A 19,701-nucleotide genomic window follows, 5' to 3' on the forward strand; every position below is an offset into this window, starting at 1 on the left:
GGGACAGGCGGCGATGGCAGCCGGGGGCTGGGCAGGCGCTAGTTTCCCCGGATTGTCCGGCTTGGCAATACCCACTATAAAGTTAAGTATTCAATACTTTGTATTGCATAGCAATACTTTTAGGCAGCAAATGACTATCGAATCGACCCTATGCGACATGACCGCCGTCGCGCTGCGCGGGGAAATCGCAGCCGGGCATCTGAGCGCCCGCGAACTCATGGCGGCGCATCTGCGGCGCATCGAGGCCTGGAACCCGCGGATCAATGCCATCGTCACGCTGGACGCCGAAGCCGCAATGGCCGGCGCGGCCCGGGCCGACGAGCGCCAGGCTGGCGGGCAGGTTCTGGGTCTGTTGCATGGCCTGCCCATCGTGCACAAGGACTCGTTCCTGACGGCGGGCATGCGCACTACCTATGGTTCGCCGCTATACCGCGACTTTGTGCCGGAGCGGGACAGCCTGATCGTCAGCCGCGAACGCGCCGCTGGCGCCATCACCCTGGGCAAGACCAATCTGCCCGAATTCGGCGCGGGCTCGCAAACCTTCAATACCGTATTCGGCGCCACCCGTAATCCCTATGACCCGCGCATGACCGCCGGCGGAAGCAGCGGCGGCGCCGCCGCCGCGCTGGCTACCGGCATGGCGCCGCTGGCCGACGGCACGGATATGGGCGGTTCGTTGCGCAATCCGGCCTCGTTCTGCAATGTCGTGGGCCTGCGTCCTTCTCCGGGCCGCGTGCCGCAATGGCCCGCGGCCAGTCCCTACAACACGTTGACCGTGGCCGGACCCATGGCTCGCACCGTGGCCGATGTGGCCTTGCTGCTGGCCGCCACTGCCGGTCCCGATTCGCGCGATCCCTTGGCCATTGAACAGGATCCGGCCTGCTTTCTTGGCGCCCTGGAGCGCGATTTCAAAGGCGTGCGCATCGCCTATGCGCCGACCTGGGGGGATTTGCCCGTCGAACCCGCGGTGGTGCAGGCCCTGGAGCAGCGGCTGCCTGTGTTTGCGGATCTGGGCGCGCGCGTGGAGCCGGCCTGCCCCGATTTTTCCGGCGCGGATGCCGCTTTCCAGGCCCTGCGCGGACAGACCTTTGCCGTGGGCTATGAGGCCGCGTTGCTTGAGCACCGGCATCTGCTCAAGGACACGGTGATCTGGAACATCGAGCTCGGCCTGCGGCAATCCGCCGCCGCCGTCGTGCAGGCGGAGCGGGACCGCGCCGCGCTGTTCGCGCGCATGCACGCCTTCATGCAGACATACGAATTCATGATCGGCCCGGTCAGCCAGGTGCTGCCGTTTCCGGTCGAGCAGGAAACCGTCGGCAGCATCGAGGGTACGCCGATGCTCAATTACATCGACTGGATGCGTTCGGGCTATTACCTGTCCCTGACGGGGCATCCAGCCATTTCGGTGCCCTGTGGCTTTACCGCCGAGGGGCTGCCGGTAGGCATCCAGATCGTCGGGCGCTACCGCCAGGAGCGCGCCCTGCTGCAGCTTGCCCACGCGTTTGAGCAAGCCACGCAATGCTGGCGCCGGACGCCGGCTCTGGCCGACTGAACCACACAACCAACACAAGGGGAATTACGCATGATCAAGCACATCGCCAAGAGCGCATTCTTGTGCGCTCTGGCTGTCGGGCCGGCTCTGGCCGCGGCGCAGGACTATCCAAGCAAGCCGATCACGATGGTCGTGCCATTCCCGCCGGGCGGTTCGACGGACGTCATTGGCCGCCTGTTCGCCGCCAAGCTGGGTGATCGCCTGCGGCAGACCGTCGTGGTCGAGAACAAGCCGGGCGCCAATACCGGCATCGGCGCAGCGGCTGTCGCGCGCGCTGCTCCGGACGGCTATACGTTCATGATCACCGGAGCGCCCACTTTCACGCTCAACCCGCTGCTCTATCCGAATCTGAACTACGACCCGATCAAGAGCTACGAGTATGTCGCGATTGCCGGCAGCACGCCCTTCGTGATCCTCACGAATCCGCAGACGGGCATCGCCGCCGTTGCCGACATCAAGAGCAAGTCGGCCGCCCAGCCGCTGAGCTTCGGTTCCTTCGGCAACGGTTCCACGCCGCACATCGCGGGTGAATCGCTGGCGCAGCGTACCGGCGCCAAATTGCTGCATGTGCCCTATCGCGGCAGCGCGCCCGCCATGGCCGACCTGCTGGGCAATCAGATCCCGCTGTCGATCGACACGCTGGTCGCTGGCCTGCCGCAGATCAGGGCGGGCAAGGCGCGCGCCGTGGCCCTGACCGGCAACGCGCGCTCGGCCCTGGTGCCTGACGTGCCCACCGTCGCGGAAGGCGGCGTGGCGAACTACGACTTCGAAACCTGGTTCGGCGTGGTGATGCCGAAGGGCACGCCCGCGCCCATCGTCGCCCGCTTGTCCAAGGAGATCGAAGCGGTCATGGCTGAACCCGATACGCGCGCCAAGCTGGAGCAACTGGGGTTCGACGCCACGTACGCCGATCCGGCCGCGTTCCGCCGCAAGGTGGAAACCGAACTGGAGCGCAATGTGGCGATCATCAAGGCTGCGGGGATCAAGCCGGATTGAATCCCGGCTGCGCAGAAAAAAAGGCCGACTCCTGGAGTCGGCCTTTTTCATTCGTTCTTGGTGCCGGTGAAAGGAATCGAACCCTCGACCTTCTCATTACAAGTGAGCTGCTCTACCAACTGAGCTACACCGGCGCTGCGTACCCGGGGGCACGCGAAGGGCTGCATTGTAATGAAAAAAATGCCGGCCCTGCGGGGATGCCTTATTTGACGATGGTCAGGCGCGGACGTTTGGGTTCGTCGTCGTCTCCGCCGTCGTCGCCGGGGGCGGCGTCGGCGTCGGAACCTTCGGGCGCGGCGGTGGCCGTCGCGCCCTGGGCGCCCGCTTCCGGCGGTTCGTAGGGCTGCACTTCGAAGCCCATGCCGGCGCCGGTTTCGCGCGCGTAGATGGCGCTGACGGCACCCACGGGAACGTAGACGTTTTCGGTCACGCCGCTGAAGCGGGCCTGGAATTCGATGAATTCGTTGCCCAGCACCAGGCGGTTGGTGGCCAGCGTGCCCACGTTCAACGTGATCTGGCCGTCGCGCACATGGGCGACGGGCACCATGGTGTGCTCGTCGACCTGCACGGTGATGTAGGGCGTATAGCCGTTATCGGTGCACCATTCGTGCAGCGCGCGGATCAGGTACGGTTTGGTCGAAGTTTCACCCATCACGCAACAGCCTTAGCGACGCATCACTTTTTCCGAAGGCGTCAGCGCTTCGATGTAGGCCGGACGCGAGAAGATGCGTTCGGCGTACTTTTGCAGCGGAGCCGCGTTCTTGGGCAGTTCGATGCCGTAGTGGTCCAGGCGCCACAGCAGCGGAGCCACGGCCACGTCGAGCATGGAGAATTCCTCGCCCAGCATGTACTTGTTCTTCAGCAGCATGGGGGCCAGCTGGGCCAGGCGGTCGCGGATGTTCTGGCGGGCGTTGGCCAGCTTCTTTTCGTCGGGCTTGGCGCTGCGGTCTTCCAGCGTCGAGACGTGGACGAACAGTTCCTTCTCGAAGTTGTAGAGGAACAGGCGGGTGCGGGCGCGCATGACCGGGTCGGCGGGCATGAGCTGGGGATGCGGGAAGCGCTCGTCGATGTACTCGTTGATGATGTTCGACTCGTACAGGACCAGGTCGCGTTCGACCAGAATGGGCACTTGACCGTACGGGTTCATCACCGAGATGTCTTCGGGCTTGTTGTACAGGTCGATGTCGCGGATCTCGAAATCCATGCCTTTTTCGAACAACACGAAGCGGCAGCGTTGCGAAAACGGACACGTGGTTCCGGAATAGAGCACCATCATGGCGGTAAGTCCTTTATTGAAAAACGAAAGGCCAGCGCCTTAATCTAGCAGGCGCTGGCCCCAATTGCCAGGCGGGATAGGCGTACAGCCCTATCCGCTGATGCCGTCCCCATTTGCAATCGGGGACGGATAAGAACCTGGCGGGGCGTTGCGGTTAGCGCACGTGTTTCCAGTACGAGGCGTTGAGGCGCCAGGTAACCAGGAAGAACAGCAGCAGGAACAACATGACACCGACGCCGAGACGGACGCGGAATGTCTGGACGGGTTCGGCCATCCAGGACATGAACGCAGTCAGGTCGGCGACGTCGTTGTCGTATGTTGCGACTTGGGCCGGGTTAGCGGCCTTGAATTTGGCATCGAAGGTGGCATGGCCGTGGTAGTTGGCTACCGGTTCGGCCTTGACCGTGGAAAAACCCTGTGCATCGTACACCGTGGTGACGCGTTCCCAGGTTTTGGGGGCGCCTTCCTTGCCTTCGACCTCGTGCATGGCGACCGTCGTGAGCTCGCGCGGACCCTGCACTTCCCAGAGCGCGTGGGGCATGCCCACCGACGGGAAGACCAGGTTGTTCCAGCCCGTGGGACGCGCGGTGTCGCGGTAGAAGGTGCGCAGGTAGGTGTAGATGTAATCGGCGCCCGAGGGGCCGGCGTTCACGGATTTGGCGCGCGCGATCACGGACAAGTCCGGGGGCGTCGTGCCGAACCACTGCTTGGCGTCCTTCGGGGTCATGGCGACGTTCATCATGTCGCCGACCTTTTCGCCGGTGAACAGCAGGCTTTCCTTGATCTGCTGGTCGGTCAGCCCGATGTCCTTGAGCTTGTTGTAGCGCATCGAGGATGCGCTATGGCAGTTCAGGCAGTAGTTGACGAACAGCTTGGCTCCGTTCTGCAGCGACGCCATGTCGTTGACGCGGTACGGGGCCTTGTCCAGGGGGTAGCCGCCTCCGGCGGCGAGGGTGGCGGTACACGTGAGCATCAAGGCCACGGCACCAATCAGCTTCTTGATCATGGTTAATCCGTTATCTGGTGGGCTCAGTGGGCGTGGAACGTGACGCGGTCGGGCACCTTCTTGAAAGTGCCCAGGCGGCTCCATACCGGCATCAGGAAGAAGAATGCCAGGTACAGCAGCGTGCCGATCTGCGAGGTGACGTTCAACGGCGGACTGGGCGGCTGCGTACCGATGTAGCCGAGCACCAGGAAGTTGACCATGAAGATGCCGTAGATCCACTTGTGCCAGGTCGGGCGGTAGCGGATCGACTTGACCGGGGAATGGTCCAGCCAGGGCAGGAAGAACAGGATGACGACCGTGCCGCCCATGGCGACCACGCCCCAGAACTTGGCGTCGATCACGCGCAGCAGCACGGCCACGACGATCAGGATGCCGGGGACGGCGATGCGCATGAAGCCCTTCAGGTTGCTCTTGACGAGCAGCGCGATGGCGCCCAGCACGGAAGCGCCCGCCAGCACCCAGGTGAACTCGTCGGTGGTGGCGCGCAGCATCGAGTAGAACGGCGTGAAGTACCAGACCGGCGCGATGTGCGGGGGCGTCTTCAGCGAGTCAGCGGGGATGAAGTTGTTGAACTCGAGGAAGTAGCCGCCCATTTCCGGCGCGAAGAACACGATGAACGCGAACACGAGCAGGAAGCCGGCGACGCCCATCAGGTCGTGCACCGAGTAGAACGGGTGGAACGGGATGCCGTCCTTCGGGCGGCCGTACTTGTCCTTCGGGCCCTGCTTGATCTCGATGCCGTCCGGGTTGTTCGAACCGACTTCGTGCAGCGCCACCAGGTGGGCCGCGACCAGGCCCACCAGCACCAGCGGGATGGCGATGACGTGGAAGGCAAAGAAGCGGTTCAGCGTGGCGTCCGACACGACGTAGTCGCCGCGGATCCAGATCGACAGCTCAGGACCGATGAAGGGAATGGCCGCGAACAGGTTCACGATCACCTGTGCGCCCCAGTAGGACATCTGGCCCCAGGGCAGCAGGTAGCCGAAGAAGGCTTCCGCCATCAGACAGAGGAAGATCGCGACGCCGAAGATCCACACGAGCTCGCGCGGCTTGCGGTAGGAACCGTAAAGCAGTCCGCGCAGCATGTGCAGGTACACGACGACGAAGAACATCGACGCGCCGGTGGAGTGCATGTAGCGCACCAGCCAGCCCCACGGGACTTCGCGCATGATGTATTCGACGGACTGGAACGCGCGTTCCGCGTCCGGCTTGTAGTGCATGACCAGGAAGATGCCGGTCACGATCTGCAGCACCAGCACCAGTAGGGCCAGTGAGCCAAAGAAGTACCAGAAGTTGAAGTTCTTCGGTGCGTAGTACTCGGACAGATGGGCTTTCCAGGTAGAGGTCACCGGGAAGCGCCGGTCCAGCCAGCCCAACAGGCCTGTCGTCTCGACGGTTTTCTCGCCAGCCATGTAACGGCTCCTTCTCTCACGTGGCGTAATGCGGATTTACTTACGTAATTCGGGAAAAAAGCGCGACGCGCGCGTCAGGCCTTGTTGTCTTCATCGACGCCCACGATGATGCGGGTGTCGGTGAGATATTGGTACGGCGGGACTTCGAGGTTGTCGGGAGCGGGCTTGTTCTTGTAGACACGGCCGGCCAGATCGAACGTGGAGCCGTGGCAAGGACAGAGGAAGCCGCCCTGCCAGTCGGCGCCCAGACTGCCGCCCTTTTCGAAGTGGGACGTGGGCGAGCAGCCGAGGTGGGTACAGATGCCGACGCAGACGAAGAGCTCGGGCTTGCGCGAGCGGCCTTCGTTTTCGGCGTATTTGGGCGTGAAGCCGGGGCGCTTGGAATCAGGATCGGCCAGCAGCGCGTCCTGGGTCTTGAGACCAGCGAGTTGTTCAGGCGACCGGTGGATGATCCAGACCGGTTTTCCGCGCCATTCAACCGTCTTCATGGTGCCGACGGGAATGTCGCCGACGTCCACTTCAACGGGAGCCCCGGCAGCGCGGGCCTTTTCGGAGGGAGAAAACGTGCTCACAAGCGGCACTGCCGTTGCGACACCTGCTACGCCACCCACAGCACAGGCGGTGGTAACCCAGAAACGTCGCGAAGGATCAGGTGGCAGGTTGGGATCAACCGCACCGTCATCATCGTGCACCAGCGTATCCTGACTCATCTTCCTATCCTTGTTGATGCGCCCGCTCTACGAGTAGCATCACTTCTGCGGCATCGGGTTCGCGGGAATTTGTAACAACATAGCAACCGCGTATTATAGCGCCAGCCCACTCACGGGCGTATCACGAAGGGAGTGCTTTTATGAGCAAAGCGACTGGTTTCGTCAAAGAATTCCGAGATTTCGCTGTCAAAGGCAACGCAGTGGACCTGGCGGTCGGTGTCATCATCGGCGCGGCGTTCGGCAAGATCGTCGATTCGCTGGTCAAGGACATCGTCATGCCGTTGGTCAACTTCATCCTCGGAGGCTCGGTCGATTTTTCGAACAAGTTCCTGGTTCTGTCGATGCCGGCCGGCTACAACGGCCCCATGACCTACGCCGACCTCACCAAGGCCGGTGCCAACGTATTTGCGTGGGGCAACTTCGTCACGATCATCATCAACTTCGTGTTGCTGGCCTTCGTGATCTTCTGGATGGTCAAGGCCATCTACAAGGCCCGCACCAAGGCCGAGGAAGCGCCGGCGCCCGCCGCGACGCCCGAAGACGTGGCGCTGCTGCGTGAAATCCGCGATCTGCTCAAGAAGCCCTGATCCGATGCCGCCGCCGGCCCGGGATCCGCATGGACGCGGATCCGGGCCGCGGCTGGCGGACGTTCCCGCCGGCGCATGCCGGCCCCCGCTGAACGATCCGCTGCCTGTTCCCTTCCCCTAGTCCCGTTCTGCTGCCATTTGCCGTTCGACGCGCCGCGCGAACATGGCGAAGCTTGCGCGCACGATGCTGGGCTTCAACAGGAAATCGTGCGATTCGGCGGCCAGCGCGTCATTCACCGGTTTCACCTCGCCATAGGCGGCTGCTGCCTGCAATTGATTGCGGGCGGCGCGTTCGATCAGCACCGACAGGTACAGCGCTTCCTCGATGCACGAGCCCGCTGCCAGAAAGCCGTGGTTGGCCAGCAGGATGCTGCGCTTGCCGCCCAGCGCCGCCGAGATGATCTCGCCTTCCTGGTCGGCGATGGGCAGGCCGGGCCATTCCTTCAGATGGGCACAGTCGTTGTGGAACGGCGTCGCGTCCATGTGCGCGACCACCAGCGGCTGCCCCGTCATGGACAGCGTCGAGACATGGGGCGGGTGCGTGTGGATGATGCACTGCACGTCGGGACGCTGGCGATAGACCCAGAAGTGAAAGCGCACGGCGGGGTTGGGCGTGCCGGGGCCGTCGAGCACCTCCATGTTGTCGTTGATGCGGATGACCGAGGCCGGGATGATCTCGTCGAAGGCCTGGGCCAAGGGCGTCGTCAGGAACGTGCCGTCTTCCTTGCGCACGGTGATCTGGCCCGCCAGGGTTTCCGAATGGCCTTCGCTGGCGAGAATGCGGCAGCTCAGCGCCACCTTTTCTTCTTCGCTCCAGTTCCCGAAGTCGAGCTTGTTCGCGGAGCGCGCAAAGAAGGCGTCGGCATGGGCTTGTTTTTCCAGCATGGGGTCTCCTTGGGATAATGGCTCCATTACACGCCCGCCTCCGCCGCCCGCGATTGACCGATCACGAACGAGGGTTGACTCAATGCGACAGGAAGACCGGCGCCTTTCGGCCAGTGTTGGCCGACCCGACAGAGTGTTCCGATCATGCCACGCGCCCGCCAGACAGTGAATCCATCCGCCCGGCCCGCCTGTTCCGAGGCGGATCTGAACTTTGCGCCGCAGTTCCGCCCTTTCTATGCGCAGGAGATCGCGGGCTACGAGCGCGAGCTGGACAAGCTGGTGCTGCCGGGCGAATTCAGGGCGCTGACCGAACCGCCCAGGCTGCTATTGCAGGCCTGCAGGCTGCGCGCGGGCGGGCTGGTGGTGAGCCTGGAGTCCACGCCGATCAGCGTGCACCACCGCGCGGAGCATGCGGCCGATCTGGAGCATGCGGAGTTCCTGGCGAGCTTTGTGATTGCGGGCCACGGCGTCATCGTGCAGAACGACGCGACGCTGCCGCTGGAACCCGGCGACATCATCTTCCGCACGACCGCACTGCCATCGGAAATCCGGATGTACACCGATTCGCGCATCGTGGTGGTCAAGGGGCCGCTGTCGCGCCTGCTGGGCGCGCATAGCCTGGCGATGTCGCAGTTCACCGCGCAACGCGGCGTGGCGGTCCTGCCCATGGTGCAGACCGCCCATCGCTGCCTGCATCATGTGTTCTTCGACAAGGCGGAATCGAATCCGACGTCGTCGCTATTTGCCGAGCAGGCGCTGTTGGCGCTGCTCGCCTCGATCTACACCAGCCAGGCGTTGGAGAAGATACCGGGCGATGCGCGCGCGCCCGCCGACAACTGGCAGGTGCTGGCCAGCTATATCGATGCCCACATCACCGATCCGGAACTGTCGGTGCAGGCGGTGGCGGATGTGCTGCGCGTGACCACGCGCTGGGTGCACCGGCTGTTCAAGATGCGCTCGCTGCAATACACCAGCTATGTGCGTGAACGCCGCCTGCAGCTGGCCCGGGAGGCGCTGGAGGATCCGCGGCGCGCGCACGTCGAGGTCAAGGACATCGCGGCGTCTTGCGGCTTTCAGCACGCGAGCCATTTCATTCGCCGCTTTCATGAACGCTTCGGCATGTCGCCGGCCCTGTATCGCAAGACCGCCAGAAGCGGCAACGGCGGCGCCTAGCGCCGCGCCGCCTGCTCATGCCGTTCCTGCGCGTCAGCCCCGGCGCAGGTCCTGCGGGGTGGGCTTCATGAGAAACGCGGAGCTACCCGCCACGATGCCGAGGAAGGCCAGATAGACGCCGACGGGAAGAATGCTGTCGAACTTCTGCACCAGCGTGGCCGAGATCAGCGGCGCCAGCCCGCCGCCGATGGCGGCCGAGAACTGGACCCCGATGGACAATCCGGAATAGCGCAGCTCCGCGGGAAACTGCGCGCTGTAGAGGCTGGATTGCGGCGCGATCATGATCGCGTAGTTGAAGGCCATGGCGACGAAGACGGCAAGGCTGTACGCCATCAGCGAACCGCTGCCCACCGCGAGAAAGATCGGAATGGCCATGAGTCCAAGCAGCATGCCGCCCCAGCCACAGACGCGGCGCGCGCCGATGCGGTCGGCCAGCACGCCGAACAGCGGAATGGTGAACATCAGCACGCCAGCGCCGTAAAGCAAGGCATGCAGCGCGTCGGCGCGGCTGAAGCCGAGCTTGGACACCGCGTAGGAAACCGAGAACACCAGGAAGGTGTAGATCAGCGTGACCTCGGCAATCTTGCAGCCTATGCACAGCAGCAACGATTTGCCGTGCGCGCGCAGCAATTCGCCCAAGGGCATCTTGTCTTGCACGGACTGTCTGTTGCGCGCCTTCTCGCGCTTGACCTCTTCGAATTCAGGCGATTCGTCGATGCCGTGGCGGATGAACAGGCCGACGACGATCAGCACTGCGCTGGCCAGGAATGGCAGGCGCCAGCCCCAGGACAGGAAGTCCGCTTCCGGCAACCGCGTCACCAGCGCGAAGGAACCCACCGACAGCAGGATGCCCAGGGGCGCGCCCACCAGCGGCAGGCTGCCGAAGAACGCCTTCCATTTGGGCGGCGCGTGTTCTACCGCCATCAGCATGGCGCCGCCCATCTCGCCGCCGAACGACAGCCCCTGGCCGATGCGCAGCACCACCAGCAGCACCGCAGCCGAGATGCCGATTTGTTCATAGGTCGGCAACAGCCCGATGAGCACCGTGCAGATCCCCATCAGCAGCAGGCTGAGCGTCAGCATGGATTTGCGGCCGATGCGGTCGCCGAAATGGCCGAACAGGATGCCGCCGATGGGCCGTGCCAGCATGCCGCTGGCGAAGGCGCCGAAGGCTGCCAGCGTGCCGGTGACGGGGTCGAACTGCGGGAAGAAAATCTTGTTGAACACCAGCGCCGCGGCGGTGCCGTAGGCGAGGAAGTCGAAGGCTTCCACGGCGGTGCCGATGACTGTGGCAACGGCGACCCGGAACAGGTTCGGTTTCTTGTGTGATTGGGCAATAGGCTGCGCGGCCTGGATGGCGTCCATGTGGTTCCCTCTTGTCTTGTAGTAATGGTTCTTGTCGTTGTGCGCGGGACTCAGGGTCCTGGCGGCACGTACCCTGGCAACTGCTGGATGCGCTTGCGCCACGCCGCGATGGCGGGATAGGCGGCGATGTCGATGGCGGCTTCCTCGGCCAGCGCCAGGTAGCCGTAGCAGGCGATGTCGGCCACGGTCGGCGCTTCGCCGCCCGCCAGCCAGGCGTGGTCCGCAAGGCGCTTTTCCAGGCGCTGCAGCACGCGGTCGGTGCGGGCCTGCATGCCGGGCACGTCGAGCAAGGCCTCGCTCACGCCCAGGTGGTGCGCGGCCTCGGCGTTGCTGACCACGCGCGTCAGGCGCAGCGGCTGCAGGCTGTTGGCGATCTCGTTGGCGGACACCGATATCCAGGCGTGCATGGCGCCGATGCGAGGCAGCGGCGCCAGCCATTCGGGGGCGTAGTGATGCGCCAGATGCAGCAGGATGGCGTGGCTGTCCCAGATGGCCGTGTCGCCATCGGTCAGCGCGGGGATCTGCTGGAAGGCGCTGACGCGCTCGAACTCCGCGGTCTGGTTCTTGCGGGCCAGCACGTCGACGAACCTGCTTTGGTAGTCCCGGCCGATGAGCGCGAGAAACAGGCGCACCTTGTAGCAGTTGCCGGAGCGCGGGTGGTCGTAGAGGGTCAGCATTCAATGGCTCCGTGTGTAGGAGGCCCGGCCGGAAAGGGCCGGCAGCGGGCGGCTGCATGGAATGCTAGGGCGCTGGACTGCGCGCGGAATTGACAGGGAGAGAACCGCGATTGACCAGATGCGACGCACAGGCGGCGCCTTGATCGCGCCCTCTGGTTTTCCCCTAGCCGAGTCCTGCGGATTCGGCACGGACGGCGCGCACGGTCGCGCTGGGCGCCGTGCAATGAAAACGCCCCCTTGCGGGGGCGATCTTGAGGAGGCGGAGCCGGTTATGCCGGGTTGTCGATGTCGACGAATTCGACCTTGATGCCGAAGCGTTCCGCGACCGCCTGGCCCAGCGCCTGCGCGCCGTAGCGCTCGGTGGCATGGTGGCCCGCGGCGATGAAGCCCACGCCGGTTTCGCGCGCCAGGTGCACGGTGGATTCGGAAACCTCGCCCGTGATGTAGGCGCTGGCGCCCGCGTCCGCCGCATCGCCCAGCATGCCTTGCGCGCCGCCCGTGCACCAGGCCACGCGCGCCAGGGGCATGTCCGGGTCGCCCACCACCAACGGCTGGCGGCTCAGGCGTTCGGCCACACGCTCGCCCAACTGGCCCAGCGTTGCCACGCCCGTCGCCGTACCCAGCCAGACCAGGTTGTCTGGGCCGCAGGTTTGCGGCGCGCCGTCATCGCGCAGCGCGGGCGTCAGGCCCAGCACGCGCGCCAGCTGCGCGTTGTTGCCCAGCGTGGGATGCGCGTCCAGCGGCAGATGGTAGGCGTACAGGTTCAGGTCGTTTTTCAGGGCCAGGGCCATGCGCGCGCGGCGCGTGCCGATGACGCGGCGGTCTTCGTTGCGCCAGAGCCAGCCGTGATGCACCAGCACCGCATCCGCGCCGCGTTCGACCGCCACGCGCAGCAGGGCTTCGCTGGCCGTGACTCCGGCGATAATGTGTGCGATTTCGGATCGGCCTTCCACCTGCAGCCCGTTGGGGCAATAGTCCTTGAAGCGTGCCGTTTGCAGGGTGTCGTCCAGCCAGTTGGCCAGGACGTGGGAGTCCACTTTACTCATAGCTAGTCCTATCAGAATCATGCGCCGATATTGGCTGATCTTTGCTCAGGCCGTCACGGTCTGCCTGGGTATTCTATTCGTCGTGACGACCTTGCGGCCCGACCTGCTGCGGCTGGCCGGGCCGGCGGCGGGGCCTCAGTCCGCCGCGGCGGCCGCAAGACCGCCGGCTGCGCGCACCCAGGCCACTGCGTCCTATGCTGACGGCGTGGCTCGCGCGGCGCCCTCCGTGGTCAACGTATACACCACCAAGCATGTGAACGTGCCGTTGATTCCGCTGCCCGACGATCCGGTGCTGCGCCAGTTCTTCGGCCAGGTGCCGGGCGTGACGCGGCGCCAGGCCTCGACCAGCCTGGGGTCCGGCGTGATCGTGAACCAGGACGGCTACGTGCTGACCAACTACCACGTGGTGCAGGCCGCGGAAGCGATCGAGGTTGCGCTGTCCGACGGCCGCCGCGATACCGCGAAAGTGGTGGGCGCGGATCCGGACACCGATCTGGCCGTGCTGAAGCTGGCCACCTTGCGGTCCCTGCCCGCGGCCACGCTGGCGCCGGACCGGGGCTTGCGGGTGGGCGACGTGGTGCTGGCCATCGGCAATCCGTTCGGGGTGGGGCAGACCACCACGCTGGGCATCGTATCGGCGCTGGGCCGCAACGGGCTGGGACTGAACACCTACGAGAACTTCATCCAGACCGACGCGGCGATCAACCCCGGCAATTCCGGGGGCGCGCTGGTCGACGCCGCGGGCAATCTGGTGGGCATCAATACCGCCATCTATTCCGAATCGGGCGGGTCGATGGGCATAGGCTTTGCCACCCCCATCGAGATCGCGCGCAAGGTCATGGACGAGATCGTCAAGACCGGCGCGGTCAAGCGCGGTTGGCTGGGCGTGGAGCCGCAGGACGTGACGCCGGAGCTGGCGCGTGCGTTCGGGCTGGATCGCGATACCGCGGGCGTGATCATCGCCGGCGTGATGCGCGACGGGCCGGCGGCGCGCGGCGGCCTGCGGGTGGGGGACATCGTGCAGTCGGTCAACGGCAAGCGCATGATGGACACCGCCAGCCTGCTGTCGGAGATCGCGCAGCTGCCGCCGGGCCAGAGCGCCAAGCTGGGCATATTGCGCAGCGGTAAGCCAGCCGAGCTGGCGGTGGTGGTGGGCACGCGCCCGGGCAAGCCGCGCTAGGACAGCGCCGGGTCCGCGGGTGGGGGTTCAGGTTGCGGCGGGGTCCTTGGCCATCAGGCGCACCGCCGACAAGATGGCTTTCTTGGTGCTTTCGGATTGATTGCGCAGCAGCGCCCATATTTCCGTGCAATAGCCGTCCGGGCCGTCGTCCGGCGGGGACGCGCCGTTGTGCGGCGCATCCCCGCCCGGCCCCACGCCGTCGGTCAGCCACGGCACGCTGGTGTCCAGCGCCCGCGCCAGGCGCAGCAAGGTAGCGCGAGACGGCGAGTAGCAGTCTTCGCGCATGAGGATCCGATGGATGCACGATTGCGGCACGCCAGAAATGCGAGCCAGCTGGTTCTGGCTTTTGATGCCGCGCCAGCGCATCAGGGTGTGCAGTCTTTGGGCGAGTGACATGAGGGCAATGTAGAGTTGCCGTGGGCCGCCCACAAGGTGAAACGGTCCTGCTTTGTGGGCAGGACCGTCCGAAGGGATCAGTGGCGCTCTGTCAGCGAGTCCGAATCGGTCTCGCTTTCTGCTTCTGGTTTGGGCGTGACCAGCCGGGCGCAGATCAGCCCGACCTCATACAGCAGGCACAGAGGCACCGCCAGCATGAACTGGCTGACCACGTCGGGCGGCGTGACCACGGCGGCGATGATGAAGGCGCCCACCACCACGTAGCCGCGCGCGGCCTTCAACTTGGAGAGTTCGACCACGCCCATCTTCACCAGCAGCACCACGGCCACGGGCACTTCGAAGGTGATGCCAAAGGCCATGAACATCGTCATGACGAAGCTCAGGTAGGCCTCGATGTCCGGCGCTGGCGTGATGGACTGCGGCGCGAACGTGGCGATGAAGTGGAACACCGTGCGGAACACCACGAAATAGCAGAACGCCATGCCCGCGATGAACAGAAAGGTGCTGGAAACGATAAGCGGCAGCGCCAGGCGCTTCTCGTGCCGGTACAGGCCGGGCGCCACGAAGGCCCAGGCCTGGTACAGCACCACGGGCAGCGCCAGGATGAACGCGGCCATCATCGTGACCTTGACCGGCACCATGAACGGCGTGATGACGCCGGTGGCGATCATGCGCGTGCCTTCGGGCAGCGAAGCCAGCATGGGCTGGGCCAGCACGTCGTAAATGGCCGACGCGCCGGGGTAGATGAACAGCACGATGAATATGCCGATCACGGCGGCGGCGGCGCGCAGCAGGCGGGTGCGCAGCTCGACCAGGTGGGAGATGAAGGTCTCCTGCTGGCCTTCTTCTTGGGAGGCGTCCTGGGTCACGTCGGGGTTCCGGAGGGCGCGACGGGCTTGGCGGCGGGCGCGGCGTCGTCGGCCTTGGGCGCGCTGGGCGCGGGTTGTTGGGTCGCGGCGGGCGCGGGCGCAGCCACCGGCGGCAGATCCAGGTCCAGGTTCAGGCTGTGGTTCTGGCTGGGCGGCGGCGCGATGCTGCGTTCGGGTTCGGCAGGCGTTTCGCTGGCCACGGACGGTTCGGCCTTGATGTTGGCTTCGCGCGCGACCTCGTCGAGTTCAGCGCGGAACTGCTGGACGGGTTCCTGCAGCGAGGCCTGGGTTTCGTTCAGCGACTTCTGCACGCCCTGGGCGGCATCTTCCATTTCGCTCTTGAACTTGCGCAGTTCGTCGAGCTCGATTTCGCGCTGGATATCGGATTTCACGTCATTGACGTAACGCTGCGCGCGCCCGAGCAGGTGGCCGACGGTGCGGGCAACCTTGGGCAGGCGTTCGGGGCCGATGACGATCAGGGCGATGACGCCGATCACCATCAGTTCAGTGAAGCTGACATCAAACATTCGACGGCCGCTCGGGAGTGGATGCAATAAGGGCCGGCCTGTTCAGGACGGCCCGGGAGCCGAGCAGGCGCTCAGGAGTTGGATTTTTCCTTGGCCTGCACGTCGATGGTGTCGCCGGAGACGCGTTGCTGCGCGATCGGCTCGGCCGGCTTGTCGCCGCCGTTGGCGTCCTTCATGCCTTCCTTGAAGCCCTTGACCGCGCCGCCCAGGTCCGAGCCGATGTTGCGCAGCTTCTTGGTGCCGAAAATCAGCGCCACGATGACCAGGACAACCAACCAATGCCAGATGCTGAAACTACCCATGATGTTTCTCCGAATTACGCGTTGGGGGCCACGCGCCCTTTCCAGGGTCGCGAGCCGCCGATGATGTGGAAATGCAGATGCGGGACTTCCTGGCCGCCTTCGACGCCAGAATTGATCATGATGCGAAATCCGCCATCAGGGCCCGGATTGCAACCGTTTTCAGCGGCTAACCGCGGCGCTAACGACATCATTCTACCCAACCATTCTGCGTCCTCCCCCTTAATATCCTGCATGGATGTGACATGACGTCGAGGGATCAGCAATAAATGTACCGGCGCGGCCGGATTAATGTCGTGGAACGCAACAAAGTCCTCGTCCTCGTAGATTTTCTTGGACGGGATGTCGCCAGCGGCGATCTTGCAGAAAATACAGTTGTCGCTCATTTTTCCGGGTTCCGTGTTCAGTCTTGCGGGCGGCTCGCCTTTTCCGCCAGGCCGGACAGGCCCTCGCGGCGAGCCAGTTCGGCCAGTACGTCTTCGGGCCGAAGCTTGAAATGTGTCAAGGCCACCAGGCAATGGAACCACAGGTCGGCGGTTTCGCTGACGATGCGGTCGGGCACGCCGTCCTTGGCGGCCATGACCAGTTCGGTGGCTTCTTCGCCGATCTTCTTGAGGAAGGCGTCGGGGCCTTTGGCCAGCAGCTTGGCGGAATAGGAGGCTTGGGGATCGCCGCCGTTTTCGGGACGGCGGGTTTCCAGGGTATCGGCGATGCGCGCGAGGATTTCGGCGGCGCTTGCGGCTTGAGCGGTCATTTGTAGATCAGTTCGGGGTCTTTCAGCACGGGGTCCACCGTGATCCAGGAAGCCTGGTCGGTCTGGCCTTCCAGGCGGCGGTAGAAGCAGCTGGCGCGCCCGGTATGGCAGGCGATGCCGCCTTGCTGGTGGATCTTGAGCAGGATCACGTCGCCGTCGCAGTCCAGGCGCAGTTCGTGCACTTCCTGGGCATGGCCGGACTCTTCGCCCTTGCGCCACAGGCGCTGGCGGGAACGCGACCAGTAAACGGCGCGCCCGGTGGCGGCCGTTTCGGCGAGCGATTCGCGGTTCATCCAGGCCACCATCAGGATCTGGCCGTTTTCGGCGTCCTGCGCGATGGCGGGTATCAGGCCGTTTTCGTCGAAGACGACGTCGGCCATCCAGGCGGGTTCGTTGCTCATCTCATTCATCCGTTGTCCTCGCGCGGCGCCTTGCAGGCCGCCACTGGCGCGTGGGGACTCATCATCTTACGGCAATACCTTGTTGCACGCCTGAGAGGGGCTTCCCAAACTGATCCAGACTATCCCCAATTCAGGCCAGGCGAGCTGGGTTTTTCAATGCGTGCCAAGCAATCCGGCCTATGCAACTCGAGGCGCCACTCAAGCGAGGCCGCGCGGTGCCGGGCTCCGCCGGTCCGCTGCGGCACCCCCCTGGGGGGAAGCGCCGCAGGCGCTTCGGGGGGACTACATCCGTACTGGGATGCCGAGGCCAGCCATGAAGCGCTTGCACTCGCCCACGGTGTGCTGGCCGAAGTGGAAGATGCTGGCGGCCAGGACCGCGCTGGCGCGGCCGGTGGTGACGCCATCTGCCAGATGCTGCAGATTGCCCACGCCGCCGGAGGCGATGACGGGCACGGGCACGGCGTCCGAGACGGCGCGCGTGAGTTCCAGGTCGAATCCGGACTTGGTGCCGTCGCGGTCCATGCTGGTCAGCAGGATTTCACCCGCGCCGTAGGCGGCCATGCGGCACGCCCAGGCCACGGCGTCCAGCCCGGTGGCCTTGCGGCCGCCATGGGTGAAGACTTCCCAGCGGGCGGGTTCGCCCTGGGCCGAGACGCGGCGCGCATCGATCGCCACCACCACGCATTGCGAGCCGTGGTAGTCCGAGGCGGCGCGGACCAGTTCCGGATTGGCCACGGCGGCGCTGTTGATGCTGATCTTGTCGGCGCCGGCATTCAGCAGGCGCTGGATGTCGGACACCTGGCGCACGCCGCCGCCCACCGTCAGCGGAATGAAGACCTGCGAGGCCACCTGCTCGATGATGGGCAGGATCAGGTCGCGGCCGTCGCTGGTGGCGGTGATGTCGAGGAAGGTGAGTTCGTCGGCGCCCTGCTCGTTGTAGCGGCGGGCGATCTCGACGGGGTCGCCCGCGTCGAGCAGGTTGACGAAGTTCACGCCCTTGACGACGCGGCCCGCGGTGACGTCAAGGCAGGGAATGATGCGGCGGGTCAGCGCGCTTTGCACGGGCGCGCCGGCCGCGGGGGTGCTGCTGGAGGTGGTCATTTTGCCAGTTCGTCGGCGCGTGCCTGCGCCGCTTGGAAGTCGAGCGTGCCTTCGTAGATGCTGCGGCCCAGGATGGCGCCTTCGACGCCGTCTTCCTCGACGGCGCAGAGGGCTTCGATGTCCTGGATGCCGGCGATGCCGCCCGATGCGTAGACCGGGATGCGCACGTGCTGGGCCAGGCGGACCGTGGCTTCGACGTTGACGCCGGACAGCATGCCGTCGCGGCCGATGTCGGTGTAGATGATGGCTTCGCAGCCGTAGTCCTCGAACTTCTTGGCCAGGTCGAGCACGTCGTGGCGGGTCAGCTTGCTCCAGCCGTCGGTGGCGATCTTGCCGTCGCGGGCATCCAGGCCGACGATGATCTGGCCCGGGAAGGCGCCGCACGCGTCCTGCAGGAAGCCGGGGTTCTTGACCGCGGCCGTGCCGATGATCACGTAGGAAATGCCGGCGTCGAGGTAGCGTTCGATGGTGTCGAGGTCGCGGATGCCGCCGCCGATCTGCACGGGGATGTCGTCGCCGACAGCGTCCAGGATCGCCTTGATGGGGGCTTCGTTCTTGGGTTTGCCGGCGACGGCGCCGTTCAGGTCGACCAGATGCAGGCGGCGCGCGCCTTGGTCGAGCCAACGTGTGGCCATGGCGGCGGGGTCTTCAGAGAACACCGTTGCATCGTCCAGGTCTCCCTGGCGCAGGCGCACGCAGCGCCCGTCTTTGAGATCGATGGCGGGGATCAGCAGCATGGTGGGCAGCGAAAAAATATATGGGTTGAAAGGGCTGGCGGGCGTGGGCTCGGAGCCTACGGCTGCCAGTCTACAAAATTGCGATACAGGCGCAAACCGTGCTCGGCGCTCTTTTCGGGGTGAAACTGCACCGCGAAAATGTTAGCTGCCGCCACCGCGCAGGTAAAGGCAAGGCCATACTCGGTTTCACCAACAGTCAGGTCCGGATCTTCCGGGTCGGCGTAGTAACTATGGACGAAATAGAAGTGCGTTTCGTCCGGAATGCCGGCCCAGATAGGATGAGAGCGCGTCTGGCGCACTTTGTTCCATCCCATGTGCGGGACCTTGAGGCGCTCGGGGCGGGTGTCGGCCAGTCCGGCGGCGCCGGTGTCGGTCAGGCAGGCCGCGTCATCGCTGACGGGGTCGGCAAAGCTGGGGCCCGAGAAGCGGCGCACCACGCCGGGGAACAGCCCCAGGCAGGAGGTGCCGCCTTCCTCGCTGGAATCGAACAGCATCTGTTCGCCCACGCAGACGCCCAGCAGGGGCTTCTCGCGCGCGGCGCGCACGACGGCCTCGCGCAGGCCGGATTCGTTCAGGGTGCGCATGCAGTCCGCCATGGCGCCCTGGCCGGGAAACACGACGCGGTCGGCCGCGGCGATTTCCTGTGGTTGGCTGCAGATGCGGATGTCGGCATCGGGGGCGGCGTATTTCAGGGCGCGGGCGACGGAATGGAAATTGCCCATTCCGTAGTCGACGATGGCGATAGTGGTCAC

General features: G+C 65.1%; 24 protein-coding genes and 1 tRNA gene. 5 read left to right on the plus strand and 20 right to left on the minus strand.

The window, feature by feature from the left end:
- Window positions 1-130 precede the first annotated feature (130 nt).
- Window positions 131-1,552, plus strand: coding sequence for an amidase (locus NGK62_RS12335; protein WP_118933476.1), 1,422 nt, complete (start codon window positions 131-133; stop codon window positions 1,550-1,552).
- A gap of 30 nt (window positions 1,553-1,582) precedes the next feature.
- Window positions 1,583-2,548 carry a Bug family tripartite tricarboxylate transporter substrate binding protein gene (locus NGK62_RS12340; protein ID WP_251878500.1) on the plus strand — a complete coding sequence of 322 codons (966 nt, stop codon included), beginning with the start codon at window positions 1,583-1,585 and terminating at the stop codon, window positions 2,546-2,548.
- A gap of 58 nt (window positions 2,549-2,606) precedes the next feature.
- Here the strand turns inward: NGK62_RS12340 and NGK62_RS12345 are convergent.
- The 6 genes from NGK62_RS12345 to petA all read right to left on the minus strand — a co-directional run bounded on the left by NGK62_RS12345 (window position 2,607) and on the right by petA (window position 6,952).
- A tRNA-Thr gene (locus tag NGK62_RS12345) sits at window positions 2,607-2,682 on the minus strand.
- Between the two features lie 68 nt (window positions 2,683-2,750).
- Window positions 2,751-3,200: a ClpXP protease specificity-enhancing factor gene (locus tag NGK62_RS12350; RefSeq protein WP_054455540.1), complete on the minus strand. Its 450-nt coding sequence runs from the start codon at window positions 3,198-3,200 to the stop codon at window positions 2,751-2,753.
- 12 nt (window positions 3,201-3,212) lie between these two features.
- Entirely contained in the window at window positions 3,213-3,824 is a 612-nt protein-coding gene (locus NGK62_RS12355; protein WP_006388039.1) for a glutathione S-transferase N-terminal domain-containing protein, read from the minus strand.
- Window positions 3,825-3,978: 154 nt separating this feature from the next.
- Window positions 3,979-4,830 carry a cytochrome c1 gene (locus NGK62_RS12360; protein WP_059376756.1) on the minus strand — a complete coding sequence of 284 codons (852 nt, stop codon included), beginning with the start codon at window positions 4,828-4,830 and terminating at the stop codon, window positions 3,979-3,981.
- 23 nt (window positions 4,831-4,853) lie between these two features.
- On the minus strand, window positions 4,854-6,242 hold the full coding sequence (locus NGK62_RS12365) for a cytochrome b (protein ID WP_059376757.1): 1,389 nt from the start codon (window positions 6,240-6,242) through the stop codon (window positions 4,854-4,856).
- Window positions 6,243-6,316: 74 nt separating this feature from the next.
- Window positions 6,317-6,952, minus strand: a complete 636-nt coding sequence (gene petA / locus NGK62_RS12370; RefSeq protein WP_054455534.1) for a ubiquinol-cytochrome c reductase iron-sulfur subunit — start codon at window positions 6,950-6,952, stop codon at window positions 6,317-6,319.
- A gap of 140 nt (window positions 6,953-7,092) precedes the next feature.
- On the opposite strand from petA, the gene mscL reads away from it, so the two are divergent.
- Window positions 7,093-7,539 (plus strand): large conductance mechanosensitive channel protein MscL, encoded by a 447-nt coding sequence (gene mscL, locus NGK62_RS12375; RefSeq protein WP_042795720.1) that lies wholly within the window; start codon window positions 7,093-7,095, stop codon window positions 7,537-7,539.
- A gap of 117 nt (window positions 7,540-7,656) precedes the next feature.
- On the opposite strand, the gene NGK62_RS12380 is transcribed toward mscL, so the two are convergent.
- Window positions 7,657-8,424: an aldolase gene (locus tag NGK62_RS12380; RefSeq protein WP_118933479.1), complete on the minus strand. Its 768-nt coding sequence runs from the start codon at window positions 8,422-8,424 to the stop codon at window positions 7,657-7,659.
- 144 nt (window positions 8,425-8,568) lie between these two features.
- Between NGK62_RS12380 and NGK62_RS12385 the strand changes: the two genes are divergently transcribed.
- Complete coding sequence (locus NGK62_RS12385) at window positions 8,569-9,597, plus strand: AraC family transcriptional regulator (protein ID WP_059376761.1); 1,029 nt, start codon at window positions 8,569-8,571, stop codon at window positions 9,595-9,597.
- A gap of 33 nt (window positions 9,598-9,630) precedes the next feature.
- Here NGK62_RS12385 and NGK62_RS12390 read toward each other — a convergent pair whose 3' ends face one another.
- The 3 genes from NGK62_RS12390 to NGK62_RS12400 all read right to left on the minus strand — a co-directional run bounded on the left by NGK62_RS12390 (window position 9,631) and on the right by NGK62_RS12400 (window position 12,685).
- Window positions 9,631-10,962, minus strand: a complete 1,332-nt coding sequence (locus tag NGK62_RS12390) for an MFS transporter (RefSeq protein WP_059376763.1) — start codon at window positions 10,960-10,962, stop codon at window positions 9,631-9,633.
- A gap of 50 nt (window positions 10,963-11,012) precedes the next feature.
- A complete protein-coding gene (locus NGK62_RS12395) occupies window positions 11,013-11,639 on the minus strand; it encodes a glutathione S-transferase family protein (RefSeq protein WP_059376767.1) in 627 nt (208 codons plus the stop codon).
- Between the two features lie 269 nt (window positions 11,640-11,908).
- A complete protein-coding gene (locus tag NGK62_RS12400; RefSeq protein WP_251878503.1) occupies window positions 11,909-12,685 on the minus strand; it encodes a Nif3-like dinuclear metal center hexameric protein in 777 nt (258 codons plus the stop codon).
- 19 nt (window positions 12,686-12,704) lie between these two features.
- Between NGK62_RS12400 and NGK62_RS12405 the strand changes: the two genes are divergently transcribed.
- Complete coding sequence (locus NGK62_RS12405; RefSeq protein ID WP_251878505.1) at window positions 12,705-13,865, plus strand: trypsin-like peptidase domain-containing protein; 1,161 nt, start codon at window positions 12,705-12,707, stop codon at window positions 13,863-13,865.
- A gap of 27 nt (window positions 13,866-13,892) precedes the next feature.
- On the opposite strand, the gene NGK62_RS12410 is transcribed toward NGK62_RS12405, so the two are convergent.
- From NGK62_RS12410 to hisH, 10 genes are all read right to left on the minus strand, one after another.
- Complete coding sequence (locus NGK62_RS12410) at window positions 13,893-14,261, minus strand: helix-turn-helix domain-containing protein (RefSeq protein WP_059376775.1); 369 nt, start codon at window positions 14,259-14,261, stop codon at window positions 13,893-13,895.
- Between the two features lie 77 nt (window positions 14,262-14,338).
- A complete protein-coding gene (gene tatC, locus NGK62_RS12415; protein ID WP_251878507.1) occupies window positions 14,339-15,130 on the minus strand; it encodes a twin-arginine translocase subunit TatC in 792 nt (263 codons plus the stop codon).
- Window positions 15,127-15,657: a Sec-independent protein translocase protein TatB gene (gene tatB, locus NGK62_RS12420; RefSeq protein WP_059376782.1), complete on the minus strand. Its 531-nt coding sequence runs from the start codon at window positions 15,655-15,657 to the stop codon at window positions 15,127-15,129. Before tatB ends, tatC begins: the two co-directional genes overlap by 4 nt.
- 71 nt (window positions 15,658-15,728) lie before the next feature.
- Window positions 15,729-15,959 (minus strand): Sec-independent protein translocase subunit TatA, encoded by a 231-nt coding sequence (tatA, locus tag NGK62_RS12425; protein WP_054455514.1) that lies wholly within the window; start codon window positions 15,957-15,959, stop codon window positions 15,729-15,731.
- 14 nt (window positions 15,960-15,973) lie between these two features.
- The gene (locus tag NGK62_RS12430; protein WP_054455512.1) at window positions 15,974-16,342 is read right to left on the minus strand and encodes a histidine triad nucleotide-binding protein; all 369 of its coding nucleotides are present in this window, start codon (window positions 16,340-16,342) and stop codon (window positions 15,974-15,976) included.
- Window positions 16,343-16,359: 17 nt separating this feature from the next.
- Complete coding sequence (locus NGK62_RS12435) at window positions 16,360-16,710, minus strand: phosphoribosyl-ATP diphosphatase (RefSeq protein ID WP_013390944.1); 351 nt, start codon at window positions 16,708-16,710, stop codon at window positions 16,360-16,362.
- A complete protein-coding gene (hisI, locus tag NGK62_RS12440; protein WP_054455509.1) occupies window positions 16,707-17,111 on the minus strand; it encodes a phosphoribosyl-AMP cyclohydrolase in 405 nt (134 codons plus the stop codon). The genes NGK62_RS12435 and hisI overlap by 4 nt, the downstream gene beginning before the upstream one ends.
- Window positions 17,112-17,393: 282 nt before the next feature.
- Window positions 17,394-18,212: an imidazole glycerol phosphate synthase subunit HisF gene (hisF, locus tag NGK62_RS12445; protein ID WP_251878509.1), complete on the minus strand. Its 819-nt coding sequence runs from the start codon at window positions 18,210-18,212 to the stop codon at window positions 17,394-17,396.
- Window positions 18,209-18,949, minus strand: a complete 741-nt coding sequence (gene hisA / locus NGK62_RS12450) for a 1-(5-phosphoribosyl)-5-[(5-phosphoribosylamino)methylideneamino]imidazole-4-carboxamide isomerase (protein WP_054455505.1) — start codon at window positions 18,947-18,949, stop codon at window positions 18,209-18,211. The genes hisF and hisA overlap by 4 nt, the downstream gene beginning before the upstream one ends.
- A gap of 56 nt (window positions 18,950-19,005) precedes the next feature.
- Window positions 19,006-19,701: an imidazole glycerol phosphate synthase subunit HisH gene (hisH, locus tag NGK62_RS12455; RefSeq protein WP_118933482.1), complete on the minus strand. Its 696-nt coding sequence runs from the start codon at window positions 19,699-19,701 to the stop codon at window positions 19,006-19,008.

Source organism: Achromobacter sp. Marseille-Q4954 (genome assembly GCF_943737025.1).
In the GTDB taxonomy this organism is placed as follows: domain Bacteria; phylum Pseudomonadota; class Gammaproteobacteria; order Burkholderiales; family Burkholderiaceae_B; genus Achromobacter; species Achromobacter bronchisepticus_A.